We start from the raw sequence: 19,819 nt of genomic DNA on the forward strand, positions 1-19,819 counted from the left end.
GAATGGTGGCACCGTCGTGGATCTGGGAGAGCGCTTCCGTTAGGGTCGCTGCACTTTTATCTATCATGTCATCAACCTTTGGATGAAAACGGAAAATAAAGAAATACCATAAACCTAAGAGATGAACACTGATGAAGTGTCATCTCTACTTAGATATCAGCTATCGTCATCACGCACAGAAGACGGATGACGATTGAGCGCCATGACTTCAATTTTCATATACGGATATAGCGGTAAGCCTTGTAAAATCGTATGTAGCTCTTCATTACTTTCGACATCAAAAATACTGATATTGGAATATTGTCCGGTAATACGCCAGATATGACGCCATTTGCCTTGGCGTTGCAACTCTTGTGAATAGGCCTTCTCGACCGATTTAATCTGATTGGCCTGATCAGTAGGCATGCTAACAGGTAAATGCACATCCATACGAACTTGAAACAACATAGTAAATTTCCTCTTCCTTAATGACGGCGTAACTGTTCGAGTTTGTCTTCGTCGACCTCAATTCCTAGACCTGGCGTATTGGGAACCACCAGCTCGAAGTTTTCATATTGCAAAGGTGTTTTCAAAATGCTTTGTGTTAGCAATAAAGGCCCGAACAGTTCAGTGCCAAACTCCAGTGTTTCAAAGGTACTAAACGCATGTGCCGATGCAATACTGCCAACAGGCCCTTCAAGCATGGTGCCACCATATAAACTGATTCCCGCAAGACGCGCAATTTTTGCCACTTCACAGGCTTCAATCAGACCACCCGATTGTTCGACTTTTACTGCAAACACATCGGCACCTGATTTTTTGGCAATTCGATAGGCACTGTCTGGACCAGTCAAGACCTCATCTGCCATAATGGCCACATCAAAACGTGCGGTCAGACGTGCTAAAGCATCTGTATTTTCAATCGCACAGGGCTGCTCAATCAGATCGATTCCACCATCTTGAAGCTGTTGAATCCCTTTAACACATTCAAGCTCAGACCATGCACGGTTCACATCTACACGTACACTGATTTCCGGGCCAAGTGCTTTTTTAATGGCAATTACATGATCGACATCGTGCTGTAGCGGATTTGAACCAATTTTTAATTTAAAGGTATTATGGCGCTTTAATTCGATCATTTTTTTGGCTTCGGCAATATCTTTATCGGTGTCACCTGAAGCCAGTGTCCACAGCACAGGTAATCGATCACGAATACGTCCACCCAGCAATTCGCTCACGGGTATATTCAGTCGTTTAGCCTGTATCTCTAAAAGTGCAGTTTGGATTGCACATTTGGCAAAGCGGTTGCCATTGATACTTTTACGAATTAATTTTAGGGTCTGAGCCACATTTAAAGGCGCCTTGATGGACAAGAGCAATGGCTTGAAATAGGTGTCGATATTGGCTTTAACACTTTCTGGGCTTTCTTCGCCATAGTTTAATCCACCAATCGTGGTCGCTTCGCCCCAGCCTACAATGCCATCTTCCGTGATGATTTTGATCAAAACCAATGTCTGCGTCTGCATCGTGGTGACCGAAAGCTTGTGCGGACGAATAGTTGGAATATCGACTAAAATAGTTTCCACTGATTTATACATCGGTCCATCTTCTTTTCAATAAATACTATTTACATACCTTAAATTAATGTAATAATAAAAACGATAAACAATTTGGTATTTTTGCATACTAAAAAGGTATATAAAATCAATTAGGGCGTATAAATGGAACTAAGACACCTCAGATATTTTGTGACCGTGGTTGAAGAGCAAAGCATTTCCAAAGCTGCTGAAAAGTTGTGTATTGCCCAGCCGCCCCTTAGCCGACAAATTCAAAAACTCGAAGAAGAATTGGGAATTCAGCTATTTGAACGCGGCTCCAGACCGGCCAAAGTGACTGAAGCAGGCATGTTTTTTTATCAGCATGCTGTGCAGATTTTGACTCATACTGCACAAGCGTCCTCAATGGCAAAACGGATTGCAACGGTCAGTCAAACCTTGAGAATTGGTTACGTCAGCTCCTTATTGTATGGTTTGTTACCTGAAATTATTTATCAGTTTCGTCAGCAAAATCCTGAAATTCACATCGAACTCATCGAATGCGGCACCAAAGATCAAATCAATGCCCTTAAGCAGGGAAAAATCGATCTGGGTTTTGGTCGGCTCAAAATTACCGATCCTGCAATTCGACGTATCGTGTTACATAAAGAACAGCTCAAACTTGCAATCCATAAGCATCATCACCTCAATCAGTTTGCAGCAACAGGGGTTCATCTCTCTCAAATTATTGATGAACCGATGCTGCTGTACCCTGTCTCTCAAAAACCTAATTTTGCGACCTTTATTCAGTCACTCTTTACCGAACTGGGCCTAGTACCATCCAAACTCACCGAAATACGCGAAATTCAACTGGCGCTCGGCTTGGTGGCAGCAGGTGAAGGCGTCTGTATCGTCCCGGCGTCTGCCATGGATATTGGGGTGAAGAATCTGTTTTATATTCCAATTTTAGATGATGATGCCTATAGCCCAATTTCACTCGCGGTGCGAAATATGGACCACAGTAATTACATTCCTAAAATTCTCGCCTGTGTACAGGAGGTGTTTGCAACACACCACATCAGGCCACTCATCGAATAAAATATGTCTGAAAAATTTCTACTATTTATTCAACGCGTAGCGCTTGGCTGAGTTGATCGAGTGCTGCGCTGTAATCGATGAACGTTTCATCGAGTGTTTGAACATGTTTGATTGACTGCTCAAGTTGAGCCTGACACTGCTCAATCAATTCACTCGTGGAAGCTTTGACAGCTTGTTGAATCTGCTGCGTGAGAATCGTGTACAAGCCATCATGCACTAACATTCCCGCAATGCGTTCATACTGCATTTTTTCGGTTTTTTCGATCTTGCTAAGCGAATCCAAATTTAAACCATAAGCATCAAGCTGAATTGCAAGCTGTTGTTCGAATGCGACGTTTATCCACTTGTTCAAACTGTTCACTACGACATCAATATCTTCTTTACTTGCATGTTGCTCGAGAAGTTGTGGCAGCTCAGGCAATACGCTACGCCAGACTGCCTCGGCTAAATCGGTGTGTAGCTGTCGTAAATCATCTTGATCCTGTTTGAGGTCCTGTTGTATGTGCTCTAGATCGGGTTGCAGGTAAAACCTTAAACCTTCAATGATGTGTTCTTGCAAAAAATGCAACAATACTTCGGCAGGTTTACGCTGCTTATAGCGCAAAGCAGGCTCAATAAGAGCCAAAAGTGCTGCAAATAATCGCTCAAAACCAGCCTCGTTCATGGCTTGTGGGGTCATATCTGCTTCACGCGCCATTTGAGTTGAAACGGACACGGGCGACTTTAATAAACTCACGTCCAATTGCATACTGCGCAGTTTTTCTTGCGCACGCATCAATACATCAGACTCTTGCAACGCGCGTTGTTCTAAATTTTTATTGCAAAGCACTGTACATAGCTCACCATCAATTTCATCTTCTTCGACAAAATCGCTTCGGGTAATAACAGGAAATAAAGGTTTATGACGCTTTAACTCGCGCACCAGTGCATCTAGCTCTTGCACCTGACCCGGTGAAGTTGCGCTACTGAGCCACAGCACACCATCTGCACTATCGATAAATTTTTGTGTGAGCGCTGCATTTTCCTGAGTACCAGAATGCAAACCTGGGGTATCTAGCAAAATAAGTTTTTCACCCAGACATACGCCCTGTAGTTGCGCTGTCGTCTCAGTTGCACCTTCGCGTAAGCGAGATTCGGTATAAAATATCTGTTCATTTTGAACATGAAAATATTGCACAGTTTGTCCGTGAGAACGAAAGCATTCGGCCAGTAAGTTACACAATGAACTCTTTCCAGCATTAAACTTACCGAATACAAGCAACATCACCCGATCATGAAATACTTCGGCAACCGATTGAGCAGCACTAAAAGTATGCCATTCGGTATCCCAATTCGATACATGCGTTGTAAGCTTATGGTTAAATTGCTTGAGTTGATTGGCGATTTTTGCCTGCGTTGACCAGCCCGTTAAATCAAAGGTATTTTGTTTCAATGCTGTAGCAAATGCGTCGCGCCATTGCTGCATCGATTGCAATGCCAACTGTATATCCCCTTGGGCAGTCGCAATCTGCCGGGTGTGTTCGATAAACAATTGAATGTGTCCGCCGCTGGTCATGCTGCACTCTCCATCTGTTGCAACGCCATCATTGCATTTTGAATACACCCTTGCTGTCGAATGGTCTGCTCAATCTTGGCAGCTAAAGCCCTTCGGCCTGCTGACTTTTCAAAATAAAATCGAAACTCTCTTTGCAGGCGTTGTCGTTCGGTATCGGTATAAAACAATGCACGTAGCTGATCGCGAAATTTCACTGAAATTCCAAAAACCGCAACAATGACCGTATCAATACTTTTAATCGTAGTTTGCTGCTCTGTAGGTAAACCCACCACACCGTGACGTATGAGATGGCTATTGATCTCGATACAGGCACGTGAGTAAGCAATCTGCACTTTGGCACGTTGCTGCTTGGCTGCTGTATTTTTAAACATCGTGGCAAATGAATCTGGATTAAGTGCTTGATCTTGGCCATCTATATTTACAATGGGCTCTAAATCTACTCGAATCTTATCGAGTATGTTGATGAGTCCTGTATCAAAGTCATGTAATTGCTGCTGCTGTGTCTGTTGTAGTTGCTGAAGTACACGTTTTTGATCGAGTAATAACTGATTGAGTTGATGATGCAAACCAGACAACAATCTATTCTTTTCATACGCTCGTGCCGATGGAACCTGAGCAAGTGCCTGCTCAAGTGTATGTCGCAATGCACCGATTCCACTTTTTTCGATCAGCAAGGTTTTTCCATTTTCAATGCCCTGACGGTGGCGAGTGGCCGAAACAGCCAAAATATCGAGTTTGGGTACCTGCTGTGCAATTGAGATTTTAATCTGGGTTAAAATTGTCTGATCCGGTATCTGATCTATCTGGGTCAAGACCAGTATGGTTTGGCGCCGGCTATGGTCTGCATCTTCAATGAGTTGTTGTAAAAGATGATGCTCGGTTGCATCGAGTTCGCCTTCTCGGACTGAATGCACAAAAAGGCGAATATCTGCCTGTGTCCAGACTGCTTCAAAAGCATGACGATCATCCACTGCCGCAACATCTGCATCGAGTCCGGGTGCATCCAACCAACGCACCTGATCTTGTTTATGTTCGGCCAGTTGAATCGTCTCTCGTTTATCGGCAACAGAAAAAATATCTGCCCCGATCAGCTCATTGAGTAGTCGGCTTTTACCATGATTATATTTACCAATGACGGTAATGGTGGGGTCACAAGCAAACTGCATCAGACGAACCAAGCGTGCCAATTGCCCAGCCTGATTCGGCAATACGCTTAAAATTTTATCTACGGTTTCCTGAATGATTTGATTGTCCACGTAATTGTCTCCACCCTTCTGAAATAAAAACAGGCCAGTGATCTTGATCACTCGCCTGATAATTTTGAACCATTTTGGTGTATTACACCGCTAGACGTGGGCGATCAACAACTTGGTTATCCACACCATCAACCAAACGCGTCAATTTTAGATCGAAAACCATTTCAGCGAATGGGCCTTCAACATCATTAGCCTTAATGGTTTCAGGATCGGTGTGTTCCACTGCATCAACCACCAAGCCTTCACGGGTTGCATAAGCAAAGTCGTCATAGGTGTACGGATCGCCAGCCACATTAATTTGCGTAGTCAGTTTGCGGTGTCCATCGGCAGAAACAAAATAGTGAATGTGCGCAGGGCGGTTACCATGACGGCCCAATTGATTCAGCAACTGTTGCGTTGGACCTTCTGGTGGGCAACCATAACCCGCAGGCAAAATGGTACGAACGCGATACTGACCGTTTTCATCGGTAATAATACTACGGCGCATATTGAACGCTTGCTGCTCGCCTGTCGGGTCGAAGTGTGAATAAAAGCCTTTGGTATTGGCATGCCAGATTTCAACTTTGGCATTTGGTAAAGGTTTTCCATCTGCATCAAAGATCGTGCCATGTAGAATCAGGGTATGACCATTTGGATCACTTCCGTCATCCATGCGCGCATAACCTACCGATTCAGGCGCACCTGCCACATATAGCGGGCCTTCGATGGTGCGTGGTGTCGCATTTTCAATACCTAGTGCGGCATCTTCAGCATCCATACGCATATCGAGGTAGTGGTCAAAACCCAAGCCTGGCGAGAGTAAACCAGCTTCTTGATTGGCACCTAGCTGATTTAAATATGCCACACCCGCCCAGTATTCATCTGAAGTGATATTCAAATCTTCAATGGCTTTATATAAATCTGAAAGCACACGATGGATGATCTGCTTTACACGCGGATTGCCACCTTCTTGCTCAAGTCCGCTTGCAACACGTAAAAAATCTTGCACATCCTGAGTATTGAATATTTTAACTTCCATGGCTTTCTCCTTGAAATCGCCAAAACATCATTTGATAAACTTATCTGTCGACGCTATCGTTGAATGTGTTGTGCATATTGGTTCAATTAACCTTTGCTTGGTTTGCCTCAGCCTTGAGCTTTACCTTGCTTCACACACCACAAACTTATTTATTTCGATAGTCGTTTCTATACCTTCCATACTGACCAACTGTATCTGAAACTCATGACGACTCCAATTCCCAAGAGAGTATGTTTTCATGCTTTTTTGGTATACTAATTTTTTCGACATCTGATTTAAAAATAAATCTTAATAAAAATTTTCAGGCTAAAATTTAAAATAAAACAATAAAATTCAAATATATATAATATATTTAAATTTTAAAAAGTAAATTTAGCTCATAATGTGATCATTGCTATGGCCGAGCAAATATCGCCAAATACCTTCATAAAAGGAATATTCAGGAGTTAAAAAATTGTCATGCATGAACTACTCAAACCTATCGTGGTTTCAACAGGAATGAAATAGAAACAGATTAAGCTGAGTGATATGTCATCTGTTAAAAAACAAAATTCGCCTTAGAATAAAGCGAATATGATAGAAATAATCGAATAGTCTAAATGACAAATTTAATTTAACTGGCTTTGGGTTTTAGTAAGATGAAATAGGCCAGCATGCCAATACACATCCCCCAAAACACCGAACTCAAGCCCAAGAAATGCATACCCGAAACGGTTGCCAAAAAGGTAATCAATGCAGGATCTCGTTGCTGATCTTCTTGCATGGCAATTTTAATATTGCTTGCTATTGCACCCAAAAGCGCAAGTCCGGCCAGTGCAGCAACCAGCTCTTTGGGCAATAAGCTAAACAACGTTACAATACTGCCTGCAAACACACCTCCTAAAATATAAAACAAACCATTTGCTATTCCAGCAATATAGCGTTTGTCTTTGAGTTCATGTGCATCTTTACCCATACATAAGGTGGCTGTAATGGAGGCCAGTACAATGGTAATTCCACCTGCAAAGGCAGCAAACAACGAGGCCAAGCTTGCAGCGGTAATAATTGGTTTGGCGGGTGTGTTATACCCACTGAGTTTTAAAATGGCCATACCAGGCAGAAACTGCCCTGTTAAGCTCACCAAAATTAGCGGCAGCGCCAAATTTAAGGTTGAAAACCATGACCACTCTGGTGCAATAAACTGCGGGCGTGCAATGTGAAAATCTAGCGGCACCGGATTCATTTTTCCAAGAAAAAAACTAAACGCTACACCACAAATAAGTACCCAAAGCATGCAGTAACGCGGTGAAAAGCGTCGACTGATCAGATAACACAGCAACATGCTAAACACGATCAGCGGTAAAGTATCGGTGGCAAGAAATAGCCCAAGACCAAACTGGAATAAAATGCCGGCCATCATGCCAGCAGCAATTCCCTGCGGTATCCATTTGAGTAATTTGTCAAAATAGCCAGTAATGCCGACCAGAAAAATCACAATTGCCGCGGTAATATAGGCGGCAACGGCTTCATTTAAACTAATGTTGGGAAACAATGTAACCAACAATGCCGTCCCGGGTGCCGACCACGCAGTCACTACAGGTGTTTTAAACCGAATAGATAAAAAAATGCCTGTCACAGCGGCACCGATTGAAATAGCCCAAATCCATGAGATCATCATCTCTGTCGAGACATGTGCTTTTTGTGCCGCTTGAAAAAAGATAATTAACGGGCCTGAATATGAAATCAGGACCGCTAAAAAGCCTGCAATGGTGGCCGATAACGACCAATCTTGCTTCAATGTTTTTAACAGGGTTGTCATGATGCCTCCTTGCAGTCTCCCTTTAAATAATGACCATCAGATCATCCCTGATCGCCTCCACCCACCGGAAGCACGCTGCCCGTGATGTAAGAAGATTCATCTGAGGCTAAAAAAGTAATCGCATTAACTTGTTCATCAATACTGCCATAACGCCCTAAAAAGCTTCGATCAATGGTTTGGTCAACCACTTGTTGCATCCAGACTTGTTCATTTTCCGATAAAGGCTGAGCATTACGTGGAATCTTACGCGGCGGTGCTGCAGTTCCTCCCGTTGCAACCGCATTCACACGAATACCATGCTGGGCATGCTCAAAGGCAAGTGAAGCCGTTAAGGCATTTACACCGCCTTTAGAAGCCGAATATGGAATTCGGTGAATACCTCGTGTCGCAATTGACGACACATTCACAATAGTGCCCTGTTGATGTTTTAGCATTTCTGGAAGTACTGCACGGCAGCACCAGAGCGTTGGAAATAAGGAACGATGAACCTCCTGAATAATTTCCTCTTCTGAAAACTCCTGAAAGGGTTTCATCCAGATTGCACCACCGACATTATTGATCAGCACGTCGATGCGTCCGTATTCGGCAATTGCGTGTGATACCACCGACTCTGCGCCAGCATAAGTTTCCAAATCTGTCTCAACAGCAATTGCCAATGCGCCCAAGGCTTTGATCTCAGCCAATACCGCCTGAACCAGATCAGAACGGTCGGCCAATACCAGACGCCCTCCCTCTTGGGCAATCCGTAGTGCAACACCACGACCAATGCCTTGAGCTGCACCTGTTACAATGACAACTTTATGTTCAAAACGTTGTGTCGAATTCATATCGGTCTCCGTTTTGAGTTAGTTGGCAGAGAATTTTTCAAATAAAAAGTTCGCCGGTTGAATCCCTTGTGTATCCAACCAGCTTCGCACCGCTTCCACCATAGGAACCGGTCCGCATAGATACACATCAACTTCACCGCCATTTAGCCAGTCATTTTCGATATGACCCGTGACGTAACCTTTACGTTCATGTTGACTTTCTGCATGTGCCACCACGGTACGATATTCAAACCATGGTAGTTTCTGCTGAAGTGCATCGAGTTGTTCAAGCGCCACCAGATCACAATCTTGCGTTACGCCAAACACCAATCGTACCGGATGCTCACTGCCTTTTTGCTCAAGTACTTGCAACATCGATAAAAACGGTGCGATTCCCGTACCGCCAGCCAGCATGAGCACAGGGCGCTTGACATCACGCAGATAAAAACTACCAAATGGTCCAGTAAAGCTCATTTTGTCGCCTGCTTTGGCCTGCGCACTTAAATACTCGCTCATTTTACCTTGCGGCACATTACGAACCACGAACCCGGTTAAGCGATTGCCCGGTTGTGAGCTAAACGAATACGAGCGCGTTTCCGTGGTGCCCGGCAGCGTCACGTTGACATACTGTCCTGCCAGAAAATGAATATCGGGCTGACCGTCATCGAGCTGAATATCAAAGGTGATGGTCGAATCCGATAGATTTTCAACCCGCGCCAACGTGCCTTCAAAGTGATGAATCTTGGTTTTACATACCTCAGAGGATGCCTGAATTTGAAATACAGCATCCGAAGTTGGACGACATTGACATGCCAAAACGTAACCCTGCTGCGCTTCTTCTGGGGTGAGTGCATCTTCAATGTAATTGTCTTCAGGCATGTCATAATTGCCAGATTCACAAAAGGCACGGCAGGTACCACACGCGCCTTCACGACAGTCCATTGGAATATTGATTTGCTGACGGTATGCGGCATCGGATAAGGTTTCACCTTGAGCGACGCGAATAAAACGGGTAACGCCATCTTCAAATTGAAGTGCTATTTGATGGTTTGACATGGCAGGAATCCTATTCAAATATAAACTCATAAACCCTCAGTCAAGTGTCCGTTTGACTGAGGTACAACTGATTTAGATATGATAAATATCAATGACTTGATTAATGTAATCATTCTTAAGCACCACATACTTACTCAAGATTTTTGGTTGTTCACCTGAAAAATCGATTACATAGCGTGACATGCCAAAATAGCTGTAACTGTTTTTATAGCGGAAACTTAGCGTATTCCAGTTAAAACGTACTGTGACTTGAAGGCCATCACGTGATTCAACTTCGATATTGCTAATATTGTGTGCCGTACGCGTATCTGGCATGGTCGCCGATGAACGCTCGGTTTTAATCCGAAACACTCGATCTTCAAGACCTTGGCGATCTGGATAATAAATCAGCGAAATCTCAGTTTGAGGGTTTTCAGTAAGCTGATCGTTATCATCCCACGCGGGCATCCAAAATGAGGCTTGCGGTGCGTAACATTCAAGCCAGTCATCCCATTGCTCATCATCTAAAAAACGGGCCTCGCTATACAAAAACTGGCTAATCTGTTCGATGCTGATGGTGTCTAAAAGTGCTGTAGCATTCATGCGTTCTCTCCCTGACGCGATGCAAATTCTTTTTCCGCAGCAATCGCTTGCTTCATACTTTTGAGCCAGTATTGATGCTGTGCCAAATACAAGCCTTCATCTTCAGTTTTAATACCACTAATAGCTGGTTTTAATCCGATTTCATTGGCGGCATCGTCTGGTCCATAAATCCAATGTTTTGATCCGCGGCACATGTCGTTCCATTCCAGTTCGATACCTGCATAACCAGCCTGACAGGCACGAAACTCCTCAAGATCGTCTGGTGTCGCCATTCCAGATGCATTAAAGAAATCTTCATACTGGCGAATACGGCGTGCACGCGCTTCGGGTGCTTCACCTACAGGCGCAATACAGTAAATGGTGACTTCGGTTTTATTGACCGAAATTGGACGTAAAACACGAATTTGCGAACCAAACTGATCCATCAGGTACACGTTTGGATATAAACACAAGTTACGTGAGCGTTCGATCATCCATTTCGACATTGCGGCACCGAATTTTTCGGTATATTCCGCTGCTTTAGGAAAGTTTGGTCGGTCTTCCGGATTACCCCATTGTGTCCAGAGCAACATATGACCATGTTCAAATCCATATGAACCACCGCCATGTTTCCCCCATGAGCCCGCACTCATCGCGCGAATGGTATCGCCTGCCTGTTTTTCTTTACGATGCTGCGTGGTGGCTGCATAGTTCCAGTGCACCGCCGAAACATGATAGCCATCTGCTCCGTTTTCTGCGGTCAACTTCCAGTTTCCTTCATAGGTGTAGGTCGAAACACCACGCAGTACTTCAAGGCCCTGATCGGATTGCCCGACAATCATGTCGATAATTTTGGTGGTTTCCCCCAAAAACTCTTGCAGTGACGGTACATCAGGATTCAGACTGCCAAATAAAAAACCTTTATAACTTTCAAAACGCGCCACCTTTTTTAAGTCGTGGGAACCGTCCTGATTAAAACAATCTGAATAACCGGCATCGCTTGGATCTTTCACCTTCAAAAGTTTTCCTGAGTTATTGAAGGTCCAGCCATGAAATGGGCAAGTATATGTGGTCTTATTACCACGCTTATGACGGCAGAGCTGTGCACCACGATGTGAACATGCGTTAATCATGGCGTTAAGTTCACCGTTGCGATTACGCGCAATCAAAATCGGTTGTCTGCCAATATAGGTGGTGTAATAGTCGTTGTTGTTGGGAATCTGGCTTTCATGAGCCAAGTAAACCCAATTTCCTTCGAAAATGTATTTTATTTCAAGATCAAAAAGTGCCTGATCTGTAAATACAGAACGATGTAACTTAAATTCACCTGTTTCGGTATTGTCTACAAGCAGTTCATCAATTCGGTCAAGATGGCTAGTATTAATGACGGGAATACGTGGCATATCCTTTCTCCAACATTCCAAAATAAGAAACTTGTCTAGGCCAGAGCAAAACGCTGTGCTTAGTCAAACATTCAATTAAACAACGCAACGCATAAAATGTTTACTTAACGGCAGAACCGTCGAATAAAACGAATATCCATTTCAGCTTTCAATTTTCCAAATTGAAGAAAGCATTTAATGGGTTAAGCCCCTGCCTTCTTCTTGTCTTTCTTGCTTGTTTATACCTTAAAAGAATGTTTTAATAAGTTCAAACACATTATTTGTATAATAAAATACCTATGGAGTATTTTTAAATGGAACTTAGACATCTCCGCTATTTTGTGGCGGTGGTTGAGGAGCAAAGCTTCACCAAAGCCGCAGACAAATTATGCATTGCACAGCCGCCCTTAAGCCGACAAATTCAAAATCTTGAAGAAGAATTGGGGATTCAGCTTTTAGAGCGCGGCAGCAGACCGGTCAAGACAACACCAGAAGGTCACTTTTTTTATCAGTACGCCATCAAACTATTGTCGAATGTCGATCAAATGGTTTCCATGACCAAGCGCATTGCCTCGGTTGAAAAAACCATTCGTATCGGATTTGTGGGTTCGCTCCTATTTGGTTTACTGCCACGGATTATTCATTTGTATCGTCAGGCGCACCCCAATTTACGCATTGAACTTTACGAAATGGGCACCAAGGCACAAACCGAAGCATTAAAAGAAGGTCGTATCGATGCCGGATTTGGTCGACTTAAAATCAGTGATCCCGCCATTAAACGTACCTTATTGCGTAATGAACGTTTGATGGTGGCCGTACATGCCAGCCATCCGCTTAATCAAATGAAAGACAAAGGCGTGCATTTAAATGATTTGATTGATGAAAAAATTTTGCTTTATCCAAGCTCGCCTAAGCCTAATTTTTCTACCCATGTAATGAATATCTTTTCTGATCATGGCTTAGAACCCACCAAAATTAATGAAGTCCGTGAAGTTCAACTGGCGCTTGGATTAGTGGCAGCGGGTGAAGGAATTTCATTGGTACCGGCCAGTACGCAAAGTATCCAGCTTTTTAATCTGAGCTATGTGCCGCTTCTAGATCCCGATGCCATCACGCCCATCTATATTGCCGTGCGCAATATGGAGGAAAGCACTTATATTTATTCGTTGTACGAAACGATTCGCCAGATATATGCCTATGAAGGTTTTACTGAGCCACCGAACTGGTAACAAAAAACCCATCAGACTGTGAGGTGCTGATGGGTTTTTATAAATTTTTAGATTAATGCGAGACTGCTTCGTTCACTTTCACCGTAGTGGTGTCGTTTTGATTGGCAATCGGGCTGATCGGTTCAGGTTGATACATACGTCGGTCATTGATTAAAAATACCGTGACAATACCAAGAACCGCAGGAATACTCAGTGCCAGAAAGTTATAGAAGTGCGGCAGTTGCAAAGACAATAACCACCCAGTCAAGATTGGCCCTAAAATTGCGCCGACACGCCCCATGCCAAGCCCCCAGCCAATTCCAGTAGAGCGAACATTTGGGGCATAAAATTTTGCCATGTAAGCCAGCAGCATAATTTGAGCACCAATTGACGCTGCGCCCGCACATGCAATTAAGATATACAAAATCACACTGCTAAACTGGAAAGACAACAGACTCAGTGAAATCGCACCCAGCAACAACAAGCCCATGGTCACAAATTTGACGTTGTAGCGGTCCGCCAGATATCCACCCAAAATAGAGCCGATCATTCCGCCCACATTTAAAGAGAACAAGAAAATGAGACTCTTCGAGAGGTTATAACCTGCTTCAATCATCAGTTTTGGCAACCAGTTCCCCAGTGCATAAACCATAATCAGTGTCATAAAAATTGAGCACCAGAACATCATTGTACTAAACGCACGCTGTTCCTGAAAAATCATTTTGACTGGCGCTTGTGCCTGATTTTGATTCGATGAGTTCAGTACAAAAACATGATCGGGCTGATACTGATACGACGGCACCATTTTGGTCATAATAAAACGAACCGTTTCATCTTTCTTTTTGCGAACCAGATAGTCAATCGATTCAGGCAAAACTTTCATGAGAGGCAATAACAACACCAATGGAATTCCGGCAATCATAAACATGATTTTCCAGCCATAAAGCGGCACTAAAATCGACCCCAGAAAAGCTGCCGTCATGCCGCCAATGGCATAACCACTAAACATTAAGGTCACAAAAAAACTTTTAAATTTTTTCGGTGCATATTCACTGACCAGTGCAATTACGTTTGGCATTACACCACCAATGCCTACACCTGCCAAAAAGCGAAATATGGAAAATTGCGTGGTGGTTTCAGAAAAACCGCACAATACCGTGCACAAGCTAAATAAAATAATACAGACCGCAATGACTTTTTTACGGCTCACGCCCAAATGTTCAAGCTTGTCGGCGATGGTGCCAAAAATCAGGGCACCAAACATCATACCAAACAATGCAATACTGCCAATAAAGCCCGCGGTGACCGGATCAATGGCCCACTCTTTCATCAGAAGCGGTAGTGCCACCCCGTAAATTACCAGATCGTAGCCATCAAAAATAATAATGAGGGTACTGAGTATAATCACTCGCCAATGAAACGGCGTGAGCTTTGAGTCGTCAATCATCTGGTTGACATTAATTTCTCTGGACATAACATTCCTCCATCCATAAGGATTTAGCACCAAGCACTCAGAATTTTTTGGTGTAAGTTAGAAATAAACGATTTTCGTTAAAATCCGTTCCGTAACGGACTTTATACGGGATATACAACCACTGGAATCCGACGCCTTTTAGCTTTGGATTTTGAAAGGCGTAATTCAAAATAAAGTTGCTTTCTTGCTCTTTGTTTTTCAGACCTGTTGCGGTCTTAAAGTCGTACCCATACACATGCTTAAAGGTAAAATTTAAACCCGGTACATAATCTTTAAAGTCGTAGCCATAGATAAAGTGAACTGATTTTTCATCAGCTTTAAAGAAGCCTGTGGTATTCCAGTTGATGAAATAGGTTTCAGGTAAAAAGCCATCTGGCAGTGGGTAAGCATCTCCCACAATTTGCTGATAACCCAGTCCAACAGTATGATTTCGGTATTTCAAAGTTTCTAAAATTCCGAAGTTTTGGCTATCGATGTTGTAATTTTTATTGTCTTCACTGGCATTAAAATATTTAAGCTTGGTATGCAACGAGGCCTCAGCGGAAAGCTTGTAGCTATAATCTGCGCCAAGATAATGTTTGTTATAAAGATTGTCCAAATTACCAAAATAATATTCAAGCTTTAAATTCGGTAAAACCTGATACTTTAAATCGATGTAATTTAAACCGTCCGAAACGTATTTGATGCCATTTTTGGTGAAGGTCAGTTTACGAAAATCTTCTTCGTTACGTGGCGATACTTTAGAAATTATCCCGATTTCACCGGTAAGCTTACTGGTCAGTTTCGAATTGAGGCTAACCCCCTGATACGAAGTCAGTAACTGACGGCTACGGTCTACCGCAGTGACGGGTAAATCTGGCCAAAGCTCGCCCACACGAAGTTCGGTTTGATCATATTTAAGTTTAAGTGTTCCACCATATTTTAAATAATCACGCGCCTGCTCCTGGCTTACTGGATCAAAAGGTAAAATGGTATCTGCCACACCCTTGTCATGACTCAAACGAACCGCATATTGCACTGAACCATCCACACCAATTTCAAGTCCATCGATGGGTGTTTTGTAATAGTCAGATTTATAAAATAAAGAAGCGCCTTGCGACCAGCTACCGGTGTCCTTGACAGCATTGCCGTCATAATCACGATCGATATAAGCGTTTTTGAGGCTAAGTGTCCAGTTATCTTGAGCATTGACCACTGTCGGTATCACACCGATACAGCCTACCATGCCAAAAGTAACCCCCATTCGTAGCATAAACTGATAAAGACGCGTTGTTGAATATTGCATAGGTCCTTCCCAAAAGATCATCCTGATCATGTAATAAAAATAATTATTGATCGCTAATTTATTTTTTTTAATCACGTGTGTCGATATTCAAAAATACATATATTCATACCTTTAGGATATGTTAATACCTATAAAACGCCTGAAATCTATAAAATCAACTTTTATACACAACTCAAAAAGTATCTTTGCTATAGTCAAAAAAGATTCAATGGACGATGAAAAGATGATGTTGTTTCTGATGTAGTCGCGAGCAACGTTTCTTTGTTTTTGAAGGATTCAAACTATGCAAATTTCATCAAGTCGTGACTGGTGCCAAGTTAAAGATTATTTTTATAAAACGGGTCAAGTTCCAGAACAAACCGAGCTTGATCCCACCATTTTACAGATGTGGCATAAAGCCAAAGCAGCGGGCTTGAGCCCGTTCACGCCAGTTCCAGCTTCGACACAGCAGCCCCTAACCACAGACGATATTCGTCTATCTGAAACGGTTTTTCCTATTTTGAAAGATATTTGGGCGCTGTTTAAACATCAGAATATTTGTACATTTTTCCTGAATACCCAATTTAAAATTATTGCCGAATATCAAAATCCTGACCCTCATTCGCCCTATCATTTTTTAAAGCAAGGTCAAGTTCTGGATATTGCACAGTTTGGCAGTATTGCGCCCTCGTGTAGTATTTTGAGTCAGATGCCGATCATTATGATGGGCCACCAGCATTATTTAAATGAATTTTCTGACTTTTACTGTGCATCGGTACCTGTGTTCAATGGTCAGGGCAAAATACTGGGCGCGCTGGACATCACCTCGTATCGTGAACAACTGGCCAGCAACTGGCTAAGACACCTGCTTTATCAGGGATATGTGGTTGAAAATGAAATTATAAAAAAGAACATGCCAGCACAGCATCAACTACTTTATTTTCAGCATTCAGAAGATTTATTAAAAACAGCCTATACTGGCATGATTGAAATTGATGCCACGGGGCAGATTCAAAAAGCCAATCAAATGGCACTAACTTTACTCAATACGTCTATCGATCAATTATTGTATAAGCCCATTTCGAACTATTTCAATTCGATAAGTACCCTCGGCTCACTTGAGCAGCAGACGCAATTTATACGTAGTCAAGACGAAGCGCTGTTTTATGCACGTTTATACACGCCTCAAAGGACTAAAAAAACAAGCCACCTATTCAGCACAGCTACACCCGATTTTAAAGATATTGCCAAATTAAGCAAAATCTTGCATTCCGATGTACCCATTTTAATTACGGGTGCCACAGGTTCGGGTAAAGATCATTTGGCACGTCAAATTCACGAATTTGCGGCAAAAGATCAGGCATTTATTTCGATTAACTGTGCAGCTATTCCTGAACACTTACTTGAATCTGAACTTTTCGGCTATGAAGCAGGTGCTTTTACAGGAGCAAGTGCCAAAGGCAAACGTGGTTTGATCGAACTTGCTCATCAGGGCATTTTGTTTTTAGATGAAATTGGTGATTTACCCAAACATTTACAGGCAAAATTATTACGCGTTTTACAAGATCAGTTTTTTTATCGTGTAGGCGGTCATAAGCCGATTCAAAGTCAGTTCAAATTAATTTCTGCCACCCATCAAGATCTATTGGCAATGATTGACAACCATGACTTCAGAAGTGATTTGTATTACAGAATATGTGGCTATCAGATCGAGTTACCACAACTCAAAGACCGTCCAGATAAAATTGATATTTTTAAGACACTGCTGGCCAAAGCCAAAATTTACAGTTGGTCGGTCAATGTTCAAGAACAGTTCGAGCGCTACGATTGGCCCGGAAACATTCGAGAATTGGCTCATGTGATTCAACTTTCTGCGGCGCTTATATCGCATGATTCTCTTGAACATGCGCATCTTGAACATTTACATGTACCACAGCAACGAAAAGTTACGCCCCAATCCTCCCTAGCAAATAAGCCTCAAACTTCACTGAATCAGATGACCAAACAGCTCGTTTTAGACATTTTGCAACAAGAAAAAGGCAACATCTCTCAAGCCGCTAAGCGACTCAATATCTCAAGAACAACACTGTATAAGTATTTACAGTAATAAATCCTAAAAGTAGTACTGTACATTGTTCAGATTCTGGACAATGTACAATTCAATAGTGTTCAGCCCCTGAACAACCACCCGAAAATTTAAAAATTAATTAAATAAAAACAATAATTTAAATATTGGCACATTCCCTGCAATAGGTGAGATATCGATACTACACATACGATTTTAGTCTGTGTGATTTTAAACAATCGTAAGAACGAAATTATCGAAAAAGCACGAACAGGACGTTACGAGGTCTATATGACATTACTTGATGCTTCAATTTGGAACAAAAAATTATTTAACGGCGGTTGGTTTGAAAGCGGACAACCCTATGGTGTGGTAGAAGTTGCCACAGGTGAGCAGCTCGGCCAGACAGGCTCTGCATCGCCTACAGATGTTGCTCAAGCAGCGAAAGAAGCGCAAACGGCGCAGCGGCAGTGGTGGGCGCTCGATTATTTAGAACGCCAAGCCGTATTTGAAAAAGCCGTACAAATTGCCACAGAGCATCAAGATGAACTGGTCAATTGGCTGATTCGTGAAAGTGGCTCACTGGCACTTAAAGCTCAGTTTGAAGTGAAAGTAAGCATTCAAATGCTTAAAAACTGTATTGCATTTCCGCAGCTAGATCAGGGGAACATATTACCGAGTCGCAACGGTAAATTAAGCTTGGCCAAACGCTTACCGTTGGGTGTGGTCGGCGTGATTTCACCTTTTAATTTTCCGCTTTATTTGGCGCTTCGTGCGGTTGGGCCAGCTTTGGCATTTGGTAATGCGGTGGTACTTAAGCCAGATGAACGAACGGCGGTGTGTAGTGGTTACGCAATTGCCCGCATTTTTGAACTGGCTGGCTTACCAAAGGGATTACTGCATGTATTACCAGGTGGCGCCGATACAGGTGAAGCACTCACACTCGATCCACATATTGCCAGCATTCAGTTTACGGGTTCAACGCAGGTGGGCCGTATCATTGGTGCCAATGCCGGCAAAACTTTGAAAAAAGTCTCGTTAGAACTTGGCGGCAAAAACTCGCTGATTATTCTTGACGATGCCGATCTCGATTTAGCAGCCGAGAATATTGCATGGGGTGCATTTTTGCATTCTGGGCAGATTTGCATGACATCTGGCAAAATCTTGATTCATGAAAAAATTTACGATGCCCTTAAAGCGCGCGTGATCGAAAAGGTCAAACGCTTTGTGGTGGGTAATCCTTTAGAGCAAAACGTGACCATTGGCCCTTTGATCAATGAAAAGCAAAGCAAGCGCGTAGAAGCATTGGTTCAAGCCGCGGTTGAACACGGCGCGACCCTTGAAGTTGGAGGTAAAGCGAATGGCCCGTTCTTTGAGCCAAGCGTACTTTCACAGGTGCAAGCAGATAATCCAATTTTCAGTGAAGAGATCTTTGGGCCAGTGGCCGTACTGATTCCTTTTGCAAGCGATGAACAAGCGATTGAACTGGCCAATATGGGGGATTATGGGCTTTCGGCTGGCATTATTTCATCCAATGTGGGGCGTGCCATGCAACTCGGTGCACAGCTAAATGTCGGTTTGTTACATATCAATGATCAGACCGTAAATGATGAAACGATTAATCCATTTGGCGGATTTGGCGCATCTGGCAATGCAACACGAATTGGTGGGCCAGCAAATCCAGATGAATTTACTCAGTGGCAATGGATGACCATTCAGGCTGAGGCGCCACGCTATCCATTTTAATTTTTTTCTCATACAGGA

General features: G+C 42.9%; 16 protein-coding genes. 4 read left to right on the plus strand and 12 right to left on the minus strand.

Going from position 1 to position 19,819, the window contains the following annotated elements; genetic code table 11:
• Nucleotides 1-156: 156 nt before the first annotated feature.
• Together catC and Aso01_RS09535 are read right to left on the minus strand one after the other, a co-directional pair.
• Nucleotides 157-447 carry a muconolactone Delta-isomerase gene (gene catC, locus Aso01_RS09530; protein WP_004925455.1) on the minus strand — a complete coding sequence of 97 codons (291 nt, stop codon included), beginning with the start codon at nucleotides 445-447 and terminating at the stop codon, nucleotides 157-159.
• Between the two features lie 17 nt (nucleotides 448-464).
• On the minus strand, nucleotides 465-1,577 hold the full coding sequence (locus tag Aso01_RS09535; RefSeq protein ID WP_004936964.1) for a muconate/chloromuconate family cycloisomerase: 1,113 nt from the start codon (nucleotides 1,575-1,577) through the stop codon (nucleotides 465-467).
• 123 nt (nucleotides 1,578-1,700) lie between these two features.
• On the opposite strand from Aso01_RS09535, the gene catM reads away from it, so the two are divergent.
• Complete coding sequence (gene catM, locus Aso01_RS09540) at nucleotides 1,701-2,612, plus strand: cis,cis-muconate-binding transcription regulator CatM (protein WP_004936961.1); 912 nt, start codon at nucleotides 1,701-1,703, stop codon at nucleotides 2,610-2,612.
• Between the two features lie 25 nt (nucleotides 2,613-2,637).
• On the opposite strand, the gene Aso01_RS09545 is transcribed toward catM, so the two are convergent.
• The 8 genes from Aso01_RS09545 to benA all read right to left on the minus strand — a co-directional run bounded on the left by Aso01_RS09545 (nucleotide 2,638) and on the right by benA (nucleotide 12,065).
• Nucleotides 2,638-4,167, minus strand: a complete 1,530-nt coding sequence (locus Aso01_RS09545) for a dynamin family protein (RefSeq protein WP_004936957.1) — start codon at nucleotides 4,165-4,167, stop codon at nucleotides 2,638-2,640.
• Nucleotides 4,164-5,423, minus strand: coding sequence for a GTPase (locus Aso01_RS09550; RefSeq protein WP_004936951.1), 1,260 nt, complete (start codon nucleotides 5,421-5,423; stop codon nucleotides 4,164-4,166). The genes Aso01_RS09545 and Aso01_RS09550 overlap by 4 nt, the downstream gene beginning before the upstream one ends.
• An 82-nt stretch (nucleotides 5,424-5,505) precedes the next feature.
• The gene (gene catA / locus Aso01_RS09555) at nucleotides 5,506-6,441 is read right to left on the minus strand and encodes a catechol 1,2-dioxygenase (RefSeq protein WP_004936949.1); all 936 of its coding nucleotides are present in this window, start codon (nucleotides 6,439-6,441) and stop codon (nucleotides 5,506-5,508) included.
• A gap of 613 nt (nucleotides 6,442-7,054) precedes the next feature.
• Entirely contained in the window at nucleotides 7,055-8,239 is a 1,185-nt protein-coding gene (gene benE, locus Aso01_RS09560) for a benzoate/H(+) symporter BenE (protein WP_004936947.1), read from the minus strand.
• A 41-nt stretch (nucleotides 8,240-8,280) separates the two neighbouring features.
• The gene (benD, locus tag Aso01_RS09565; protein WP_004936945.1) at nucleotides 8,281-9,066 is read right to left on the minus strand and encodes a benzoate diol dehydrogenase BenD; all 786 of its coding nucleotides are present in this window, start codon (nucleotides 9,064-9,066) and stop codon (nucleotides 8,281-8,283) included.
• An 18-nt stretch (nucleotides 9,067-9,084) separates the two neighbouring features.
• Entirely contained in the window at nucleotides 9,085-10,101 is a 1,017-nt protein-coding gene (gene benC / locus Aso01_RS09570) for a benzoate 1,2-dioxygenase electron transfer component BenC (RefSeq protein ID WP_004936943.1), read from the minus strand.
• Nucleotides 10,102-10,173: 72 nt separating this feature from the next.
• Nucleotides 10,174-10,683: a benzoate 1,2-dioxygenase small subunit BenB gene (gene benB, locus Aso01_RS09575; RefSeq protein WP_004936940.1), complete on the minus strand. Its 510-nt coding sequence runs from the start codon at nucleotides 10,681-10,683 to the stop codon at nucleotides 10,174-10,176.
• The gene (benA, locus tag Aso01_RS09580; protein WP_004936937.1) at nucleotides 10,680-12,065 is read right to left on the minus strand and encodes a benzoate 1,2-dioxygenase large subunit BenA; all 1,386 of its coding nucleotides are present in this window, start codon (nucleotides 12,063-12,065) and stop codon (nucleotides 10,680-10,682) included. Before benA ends, benB begins: the two co-directional genes overlap by 4 nt.
• Nucleotides 12,066-12,358: 293 nt before the next feature.
• On the opposite strand from benA, the gene benM reads away from it, so the two are divergent.
• On the plus strand, nucleotides 12,359-13,273 hold the full coding sequence (gene benM / locus Aso01_RS09585) for a benzoate utilization transcription regulator BenM (RefSeq protein WP_004925500.1): 915 nt from the start codon (nucleotides 12,359-12,361) through the stop codon (nucleotides 13,271-13,273).
• A gap of 52 nt (nucleotides 13,274-13,325) precedes the next feature.
• Here the strand turns inward: benM and benK are convergent, their stop codons facing one another.
• Nucleotides 13,326-14,726: an MFS family benzoate transporter BenK gene (benK, locus tag Aso01_RS09590; RefSeq protein WP_004925503.1), complete on the minus strand. Its 1,401-nt coding sequence runs from the start codon at nucleotides 14,724-14,726 to the stop codon at nucleotides 13,326-13,328.
• Nucleotides 14,727-14,763: 37 nt separating this feature from the next.
• On the minus strand, nucleotides 14,764-16,011 hold the full coding sequence (gene benP, locus Aso01_RS09595) for a benzoate transport porin BenP (RefSeq protein WP_004936931.1): 1,248 nt from the start codon (nucleotides 16,009-16,011) through the stop codon (nucleotides 14,764-14,766).
• Between the two features lie 283 nt (nucleotides 16,012-16,294).
• Between benP and areR the strand changes: the two genes are divergently transcribed.
• Together areR and areC are read left to right on the plus strand one after the other, a co-directional pair.
• Nucleotides 16,295-18,097 carry a sigma 54-interacting transcriptional regulator AreR gene (areR, locus tag Aso01_RS09600; protein ID WP_004936928.1) on the plus strand — a complete coding sequence of 601 codons (1,803 nt, stop codon included), beginning with the start codon at nucleotides 16,295-16,297 and terminating at the stop codon, nucleotides 18,095-18,097.
• Nucleotides 18,098-18,346: 249 nt separating this feature from the next.
• Nucleotides 18,347-19,801 (plus strand): benzaldehyde dehydrogenase AreC, encoded by a 1,455-nt coding sequence (gene areC, locus Aso01_RS09605; RefSeq protein ID WP_004936923.1) that lies wholly within the window; start codon nucleotides 18,347-18,349, stop codon nucleotides 19,799-19,801.
• The last annotated feature ends 18 nt before the right edge of the window (nucleotides 19,802-19,819 follow it).

The sequence above is a fragment of the Acinetobacter soli genome (genome assembly GCF_000760595.1).
GTDB lineage: Bacteria > Pseudomonadota > Gammaproteobacteria > Pseudomonadales > Moraxellaceae > Acinetobacter > Acinetobacter soli.

Bases quoted from the DNA above. Each gene is read 5' to 3' on its own strand.
- benE (WP_004936947.1), bottom strand. From the start codon at position 8,239: ATGACAACCCTGTTAAAAACATTGAAGCAAGATTGGTCGTTATCGGCC.
- catA (WP_004936949.1), bottom strand. From the start codon at position 6,441: ATGGAAGTTAAAATATTCAATACTCAGGATGTGCAAGATTTTTTACGT.
- benM (WP_004925500.1), top strand. From the start codon at position 12,359: ATGGAACTTAGACATCTCCGCTATTTTGTGGCGGTGGTTGAGGAGCAA.
- benP (WP_004936931.1), bottom strand. From the start codon at position 16,011: ATGCAATATTCAACAACGCGTCTTTATCAGTTTATGCTACGAATGGGG.
- benC (WP_004936943.1), bottom strand. From the start codon at position 10,101: ATGTCAAACCATCAAATAGCACTTCAATTTGAAGATGGCGTTACCCGT.
- Aso01_RS09545 (WP_004936957.1), bottom strand. From the start codon at position 4,167: ATGACCAGCGGCGGACACATTCAATTGTTTATCGAACACACCCGGCAG.
- benB (WP_004936940.1), bottom strand. From the start codon at position 10,683: ATGAATGCTACAGCACTTTTAGACACCATCAGCATCGAACAGATTAGC.
- catC (WP_004925455.1), bottom strand. From the start codon at position 447: ATGTTGTTTCAAGTTCGTATGGATGTGCATTTACCTGTTAGCATGCCT.
- benA (WP_004936937.1), bottom strand. From the start codon at position 12,065: ATGCCACGTATTCCCGTCATTAATACTAGCCATCTTGACCGAATTGAT.
- benK (WP_004925503.1), bottom strand. From the start codon at position 14,726: ATGTCCAGAGAAATTAATGTCAACCAGATGATTGACGACTCAAAGCTC.
- benD (WP_004936945.1), bottom strand. From the start codon at position 9,066: ATGAATTCGACACAACGTTTTGAACATAAAGTTGTCATTGTAACAGGT.
- areC (WP_004936923.1), top strand. From the start codon at position 18,347: ATGACATTACTTGATGCTTCAATTTGGAACAAAAAATTATTTAACGGC.
- catM (WP_004936961.1), top strand. From the start codon at position 1,701: ATGGAACTAAGACACCTCAGATATTTTGTGACCGTGGTTGAAGAGCAA.
- Aso01_RS09535 (WP_004936964.1), bottom strand. From the start codon at position 1,577: ATGTATAAATCAGTGGAAACTATTTTAGTCGATATTCCAACTATTCGT.
- areR (WP_004936928.1), top strand. From the start codon at position 16,295: ATGCAAATTTCATCAAGTCGTGACTGGTGCCAAGTTAAAGATTATTTT.